General features: G+C 58.8%; 6 protein-coding genes and 1 pseudogene. 4 read left to right on the top strand and 3 right to left on the bottom strand.

All coding sequences use genetic code 11. The annotated features are described in order from the left end of the window. Positions 1-125: 125 nt before the first annotated feature. Positions 126-1,820, bottom strand: a complete 1,695-nt coding sequence (locus ACEW8Q_RS09275) for a glycerol-3-phosphate dehydrogenase/oxidase (RefSeq protein WP_373503770.1) — start codon at positions 1,818-1,820, stop codon at positions 126-128. Positions 1,821-2,150: 330 nt separating this feature from the next. Here ACEW8Q_RS09275 and ACEW8Q_RS09270 point away from each other — a divergent pair, with 330 nt between their 5' ends. The 4 genes from ACEW8Q_RS09270 to ACEW8Q_RS09255 all read left to right on the top strand — a co-directional run bounded on the left by ACEW8Q_RS09270 (position 2,151) and on the right by ACEW8Q_RS09255 (position 5,745). Next, complete coding sequence (locus ACEW8Q_RS09270) at positions 2,151-3,485, top strand: tyrosine-type recombinase/integrase (protein WP_373503769.1); 1,335 nt, start codon at positions 2,151-2,153, stop codon at positions 3,483-3,485. After that, positions 3,482-4,114: a hypothetical protein gene (locus ACEW8Q_RS09265; protein ID WP_373503768.1), complete on the top strand. Its 633-nt coding sequence runs from the start codon at positions 3,482-3,484 to the stop codon at positions 4,112-4,114. The genes ACEW8Q_RS09270 and ACEW8Q_RS09265 overlap by 4 nt, the downstream gene beginning before the upstream one ends. A gap of 94 nt (positions 4,115-4,208) precedes the next feature. Further along, the gene (locus tag ACEW8Q_RS09260; RefSeq protein ID WP_373503767.1) at positions 4,209-4,439 is read left to right on the top strand and encodes a helix-turn-helix transcriptional regulator; all 231 of its coding nucleotides are present in this window, start codon (positions 4,209-4,211) and stop codon (positions 4,437-4,439) included. Positions 4,440-4,623: 184 nt separating this feature from the next. Next, a complete protein-coding gene (locus ACEW8Q_RS09255; protein WP_373503766.1) occupies positions 4,624-5,745 on the top strand; it encodes a phage/plasmid primase, P4 family in 1,122 nt (373 codons plus the stop codon). A 414-nt stretch (positions 5,746-6,159) separates the two neighbouring features. On the opposite strand, the gene ACEW8Q_RS09250 is transcribed toward ACEW8Q_RS09255, so the two are convergent. Beyond that, positions 6,160-6,711 (bottom strand): recombinase family protein, encoded by a 552-nt coding sequence (locus ACEW8Q_RS09250; RefSeq protein ID WP_373503765.1) that lies wholly within the window; start codon positions 6,709-6,711, stop codon positions 6,160-6,162. Positions 6,712-6,856: 145 nt separating this feature from the next. Then, positions 6,857-6,980: pseudogene (locus ACEW8Q_RS09245) on the bottom strand (IS630 family transposase); the annotation flags it as partial.

Raw genomic sequence — 6,980 nt, 5'->3', positions numbered from 1 at the left:
GCCATCGGCCAGATGCGCGGTGTGGACGTCGGCAGCTCGTTGCCCCTGTACCCGCCCTTCGATGTCGACAAGCGTCACCTTGACGGCGGTGCCGCCCGCATCGATGGCGAGAACCAGAGGCGTTTTCATGCGGCGTGCCGTCCTCTCGCGTCGGGCAGCCCCATGATGCGGGGGTCGCTGGCCGCGCGCGACACTTCGGCCGCGGCCCAGGCATCGTCCCGGCCCAGAACGCGGGCCTGGATGGCGGCGATCTCCTCAAGGGCCGCCAGATCGAGCCGTCCGGTGAGAACCATGCCGGTGCGGCGCATGACCAGGTCTTCCAGCGTGCAGGCCGCGCGCCGCAGCACCAGCCACTCGATTTCCCGGCGGCTGAAATCCGGGAAGCGCTCCAACGGAGCATCCGGCCCGTTCCCGCAATAGGCCGCAACCTCGTAGCCGATGCGACCGTAGCGGGCAAAGAGTTCCTTGAGCCGCAGGTTGGCCGACATGTTCATCCCTGCGTCTTCCTTCCGGGGCGCACCCGGATAATCGCGATGCAACGTGGAGAGGGTCCGCGTGATGCCGAGCCGCCTGAGAACGTGATCCGCCGCCTGTTCCGAGAAGGCGCGGAAGGTCGTCCACTTGCCGCCGACGAGAGAAAGGACCGGGAGACCAGTTGGCCCCGGCATCGCTGATTCGATCAGGGCGTGATCACGCGCCGCCTTGTTCGCCGTGCCCGACCCTCCCGCGCGCAACGGACGAATGCCAGTCGTCATCGCCACCACATCGGCTTCGGTCACGCAGATATCGGTGAACAGCCGCGAGAGCGCACCTAGCAGATAGGCAATCTCGCGCCCGTCAATCACGCGGTCGCCGGGGTCGCCGGTCTCGACCTCGGTCGTACCCATCAGAACCGTCTCGCGGAGCGGAAGGCAGATCGCCATGCGGCCCGTGCCGTCATCGAAATAGAAGGCGCGTCCCGCCATGCGCGCCAGAAGCGCATCGTGCCGGATCAGCAGGTGCGCGCCCTTCACCTTGCGGACGAGATGTGTGGCGAAACCAAGCCGGGTGTTGACCGCATCGACCCAGGCGCCGGCCGCATTGACGATCATCTTCGGCCGCAGGGTCCAGCGGCCCTCTCCGAGCCGGTCCTTCATCTCGAACGAACCATCGCCGTTCAGGGACCAGTCGCAATGATTGATCGCCGCCGTGCCGGGCTGCGCCTCGGCTTCCGCCAGCATCTCGAAGATCAGCGCTTCCGGCGTGTCGATCCACCCATCGAAGTAGTTCACCACGGCGCGCGTGGCGGCGGGCAGTCCTGGCGGAAAGTCCTCGCGCCGTGTCGTCACGCCATGAGGCGGCAGCGCGCGCTCGGCACGGCCGAAGAACTCATAGACCGCGAGGCCTCCTTTCAGCGCTGCGAGGCTTAACGGCCCCGGCGCGTTGGACAGTCCGAGAAAGCGCAGTCCCGCGCGAAGCAGGCCCTGCGTGACGGAATCCAGCGGCACGACGATTTCGAGCGGGCGCACGATGTGAGGCGCATGATGCAGGAGAAGATTCCGTTCGCGCACCGCTTCCGCCACCAGCCTGAACTCGCGGCCTTCGAGATAGCGCAACCCGCCATGGGCCATCCGCGTCGAGGCACCGCTCGCGCCGCAGGCGAAGTCACCCTGTTCCACCAGCACCGCCGAAATGCCGTTCAGCGCCAGGTCGCGCAAAGTGCCAACCCCATTGACGCCGCCGCCGATGATCAGCACATCGGGCGACGGCAGGTTCGCGAGCCGCCGCATGCTGTCTGCGCGGCTGGATGTGCTGGTGTGAGTGTTGGCGTCACTGTTCATGGCCGTTCCATCTGAACGTCAGCGACACAGCGATGCAATAGAATTCTGTCCGCGAAGACCCGCGCGCAACAACCCTGCTAGACCACCGATCTCAACTTTACTTATGGAAAGAATGGTGGGCGATGCAGGATTCGAACCTGCGACCCGCTGATTAAGAGTAAAAGGCCAACACATATCAACGCCTTTCGCAGCATCACAACCAAACGAGGTTCATCCCAATTCAACAATGTTTTAGAAGGTTTCTTGCTAACGAAACGAAACATTGAATAACGCTTCAAGACAGCGCATATTTGCCCCCAATGTTTGCCCCCAGATATGGTGGAGAGGTCCATGACTGTCCTGACGACGGCGCTCTTGAACAAACAAAAGGCCCCCTCAAAGGGGCGACTGGAAATCCATGACAAGGAGACTCCCGGCTTCGGGTGTCGTCGCAGCGCGAAGGAGACAACATTCTTCTTCTACAGCCGCGTCATGGAGAAGGGTGAAGTCAAGAAGCAACGATATCATCTGGGCGAATGGGGAGAAGAAGGTCAGAGCGGCAAGATCACACTCGCCAAGGCCCGCGAGAAGGCAGAAGAAATCCGCCGCAAGATACAGGCTGGAATTGATCCCCGGTCTGAGGAAGAAGCGGCAGCGAAAGCGGAAGCTGTACGGAGGCAAAAGACATTCGCCCACATGGCTGAGCTGTTCCTTAAGGTCTACGTCCGAAAGGAGACGACGGGTGGCAAGGCAAAGGCGATACGGACTTCAAAGCCACTACGGGCCGCCACCGAACGGGGGTACAAGTGGGCATTGCAGGGGGACCCAACCAAGACCTGGATCGCCCTGCCCGTCTCTGACATTTCCCGGTCCCACGTTCGCAAGATCATCAACAAGTTCGAAGACGAAGGTCACGACGCCGCTGCCCGTCTCTGGAAAGCGTACATCAGCAAATTCTTTTCGTGGTGTCTTGATCGCGATCTGATTGATTTCAACCCTGCCGCAAACATGGCCGTGGACTATTCTGCTGCCGAGAATGCCCGGGTTCGAGTTCTGACCCTTGATGAACTGTCGGAGGTCATTGCAGCCGCTTCGGCTATGCCCGATCCCTTCCGGTCATTTGTCCATGTTCTGGCGCTATGTGGGCAACGTCGGCAGGAAACGTCTTTCATGAGATGGGATGGCCTCGACCTGAATGGAGAAAGTCCTGTTTGGCAAATTCCGGCAGAGGTCACAAAGAACAGGCGTCCGCATGACGTTCCTCTCGCGCCTGAGGTCGTTGGCGTCCTGAATTCGCTGCCGCGTCTCTCCCACGACGGCAAGGATTGCCCCTACGTGTTTTCTACGGATGGAAAGAACCCGATAAGCGGATTTTCCAAGTTCAAGGCCAGCTTGGACAAGCATATTTCTGCAACCAGAAAAGAACAGGGGCCGATACCCCACTGGACCTTGCATGACTTGCGTAGAACCGTCGCCACACACCTGAACGATATGGGAACGCTGCCGCATGTGGTCGAGGCGATCCTGAACCACATTTCCGGCTCCAAGGCGGGTGTTGCAGGGACATACAACCGCGCGACTTACGATGATGAACGCCGCAAGGCTCTTGCCGCATGGGCGCGGCAGGTTCTCAGGCCTGCAGCGGCAAATTTCGCAGATTCAGGCGAGAACGGGGGCGAGGCATGAAGCGCCCGCAACAAAAAGACAGGATGGACTTTGAGTTCCAAGCCGTCCCCTACGACGGAAATGCCGTCAAGACTGCGGTCGCAGAACGCCTTGATGCTGCAATGCAGAAGCCAGTATCACCGCTCCTGATTGACGAAATAGAAAAGTGCATTCGTCAGTATCATGCGGCCCAAAATGCCCAAGACCGACCTCCGCCTTCGAAGATTGAAGAAGCGCTGACAAATCTCGAAAAGCAAGTACGAGAAATCAGTATGCTGGAAGGTGTGCGCCGACTTGTTGCGCTGTCGCATGACGACACCATGCGCGATGCAATTCGTGTGCGAAAATCGGGACATGCCCTAATTGAGATTCGACAGTTGATTGCCAGCCTGCCGGAATTGATACAGGACGATATTCATCGGCTCAGCTTTCGATCGACTGAGCGGATTAAATCAGGCGGCAGAACTGAGGATGTGCCCCGCCAGATGCTTATCTGGGACATCAACAATCTGTTCGACCGATACCTGGGCCCTGTGCAGGGGGAAGGATTCTCTGACAGGCGATCCAAGTTTATTGATGCCTGTATGCGGGCCGCAGGAATTCGCATAACCAAAGGTGCGCTGAACAAAGCTTGGGACAGGTTGCGGTAAAGCTCAACCTTAACGCGCAGCTCTAGGAGCATTCCGTCGAACGTTATCTCGGGCTGTACATGAGCAATCACCTTCCACAACGAGGTGATTGCTCATGAACGACGTGAACCTTGGCAATCCCAACGCTTCCGCTGGCAAGTCCAGGAAGTTAATCCCTAAGGCCGATGCCCTGAAGCGGTTCGGGAACCCGAGTCAGATGTGGGCATGGCGACACAAAGACCTGTTGCCTGTGCCGGTCAAGATCAGTGGCCGCGACTTCTATCCTGAAGACGAACTGGACGCCTGCATTGAGAAGTTGATCGCTTCCCGCGTGGAGGCCGCATAGTCCATGGTCTCTGAAATGCCGAAGCCGCCGACGCTGGTATCATCAGCGTCCAACGGCTCCGGGGTATCCTCGATGCGGGCAGCAATCGATACCTCGGCATATGGCACATCCAACCTGAATCCGCAATCTCGTCGTCTGGCCGTGTATCGTCTTGGCCCCACGCTTGTTGTGGAGGGCACGCGCTATGCTTGACCTCCGCGACTTGAAACAGGCCGACATCGACACACTTCTGGCGCTCGGTATTGCGCCGACCGCAATCGTTCATCCCTATACACCACAGACTTGCACTGGCGTGATCTATCGCGGCGTCTTCGAGGAGACGACTTCCGGTCCGAAGTGGATTGTCTTTGGCGGGATCAATGATCTCATTCTGTGGAACCCGCAGACCGGCAGTCTCACATCCGAATGGGGTCACTCTTTCGCCCTGGGTGAAGAAGTGATCGACAACCCGGCGTCGACCTTCGATGGCTGGCTTCGCATCTTCGCCGATACGTCTGCTCATGCGCTGTTCTTCCTCTATGGCCTCGGCGCGAACGGCAAGAGCGTATTCATCGACACGCTGGCCGGTGTCCTGGGCGACTATCACAAGACCGCTCCTATCGAGACGTTCACGGCATCCTCGGGAGATCGTCACCCGACTGACCTTGCGGGGCTGCGTGGCGCTCGTCTCGTGACGGCCACGGAGACGGAGGAAGGCCGAAGGTGGGCAGAAGCAAAGATCAAGCAATTGACAGGTGGCGACAAGATTTCGGCCCGTTTCATGCGCCAAGACTTCTTCGAGTACGTCCCACAGTTCAAATTGCTGGTTGCAGGAAATCACAAGCCGGGGCTTCGCAGCGTCGATGAGGCTATCAGGCGGCGTTTTCACCTGTTGCCCTTCACAGTCACAATTCCTGCCGAAGAACGCGATCTGCACCTGAAGGACAAACTCAAGGCCGAATGGCCGGGAATTCTGTCATGGGCCGTGCAAGGTTGCCTCGACTGGCAGCGCGTGGGGCTGAACCCTCCCGAAGCAGTCAAGCAGGCGACGGCGGCATATCTCGAAGCAGAGGATGCGACCGCAGCCTGGTTGGATGACTGTTGTATTGTCGATCCCCAGGCATGGGAGTCGTCGGCAGACCTGTTCTCGTCCTGGAAGACATGGGCAGAGAAGGCAGGCGAACCTATCGGCTCGTCAAAGTCCTTTGTTGCCAAGCTTGAAACCAGAGGCTTTCGGGAGAACAGGAAGAGGCATGGACGCGGTTACACGGGCTATTCCATCAACCCCACCCTGCATGCGCCACACTGGTCTGATGTTCAGGCGTGACGGATGTGACACGAAATTTGGTTTGCACCGTCACACGCGCGCGCGCGAACGGTCTATATACGGGGACCCGTCACATGCGTCACGGGCGGACGGCGGAAGTTCACGAAAGTTAGCAGTCACTATTATAGAGGATGAAGGGGGAGCCGCCGCTGTTCGGACGCAACAACTCCCCCCACGCGTCGGCCCCCTGCCTCGGCTCCCGCGTCGCATCACGATGAGCGTGTATTGTTGCTCTTGAGTCCACAACCAAGCACACGTTGAAATCTTCCCTACTCTTTAAAGAGTGTCGCGTTGCAAACGATTTCGTGGACGCTGAGCGGCATTGACGGTTGAGGGCCACTTTGTAACTCCAAACCCTGGAAACCACAGCGGGGCCTTCCCTGAGTCACTGAGGGGCAATCAATCCGCATGGCCTCATGCAGCATTTTTGAGGACCCTAAACACGGATGCGCGGGAAATGTTCAGCCGTTGGGCGATGTCGTCGGCCTTCAATCCTTCGGCTTTCAACTTCGCAATCTCCCCGGCCTGCCGCTGTGCGGTGGGAACGCGGCCCTTGTACTTGCCATCAGCTTTGGCCTTGGCGATGCCTTCACGCTGCCGTTCCAACATCAATTCGCGCTCGAATTCGGCAATGCCTCCAAGCAGGGTCAACATCAGCTTGCCGTTCGGCGTGGAGGTATCGAGGCCCATGGACAGAACATGAAGGGTGACGCCCTTGGCCTTGAGACGGCCCGTGATGCTCACAAGGTTCTCAATGCTTCTGGCGAGCCTGTCGGGCTTGGTGACGATGAGGGTGTCTCCCTCCCGGCAGAAGTCCAATGCGGCCTGTAGCTGATCGCGCTTGGCAACCGATGACACCCGCTCCGTGAAGACCTTCTCGGCACCGGCAGCTTTCAGATCGCGTTCCTGGGCTTCCAGACCGGCAATCTGTTCGATGGTGCTGGTTCTCGCATATCCGACTTTCATGGCTTCCTCCGTCGCAATGAGTTCTTAGATAATATGCGACTATCAGTCTAATTAGTCAAACGGCATTTGTGTGAGACTCATTTCAAGCCCGTCGCTATGGCGCACAAGGGCAAGGTCTATTGCGACTCATACCAATCCGCATTGATCAGTACGCGTGAGCCCAGTCCCTGAGGCCGATGGACATGATGCGCCATGGTTGGGCGATGAGCTTGTTCCAAGCGAAACAGCAATGGTCGAGAATGTCTTCGTAGGACTTGAAGATCCTGTTG

This window comes from Aestuariivirga sp., assembly GCF_041738905.1.
GTDB lineage: Bacteria > Pseudomonadota > Alphaproteobacteria > Rhizobiales > Aestuariivirgaceae > Aestuariivirga.
Note: the sequence above shows the minus strand (reverse complement) of the source record. Positions and strands in the feature narration are given on the sequence as shown.

What these genes read in the sequence shown, in the direction of transcription:
- ACEW8Q_RS09275 (WP_373503770.1), bottom strand. Translation starts at nt 1,820, where the DNA reads ATGAACAGTGACGCCAACACTCACACCAGCACATCCAGCCGCGCAGAC.
- ACEW8Q_RS09265 (WP_373503768.1), top strand. Translation starts at nt 3,482, where the DNA reads ATGAAGCGCCCGCAACAAAAAGACAGGATGGACTTTGAGTTCCAAGCC.
- ACEW8Q_RS09270 (WP_373503769.1), top strand. Translation starts at nt 2,151, where the DNA reads ATGACTGTCCTGACGACGGCGCTCTTGAACAAACAAAAGGCCCCCTCA.
- ACEW8Q_RS09250 (WP_373503765.1), bottom strand. Translation starts at nt 6,711, where the DNA reads ATGAAAGTCGGATATGCGAGAACCAGCACCATCGAACAGATTGCCGGT.
- ACEW8Q_RS09255 (WP_373503766.1), top strand. Translation starts at nt 4,624, where the DNA reads ATGCTTGACCTCCGCGACTTGAAACAGGCCGACATCGACACACTTCTG.
- ACEW8Q_RS09260 (WP_373503767.1), top strand. Translation starts at nt 4,209, where the DNA reads ATGAACGACGTGAACCTTGGCAATCCCAACGCTTCCGCTGGCAAGTCC.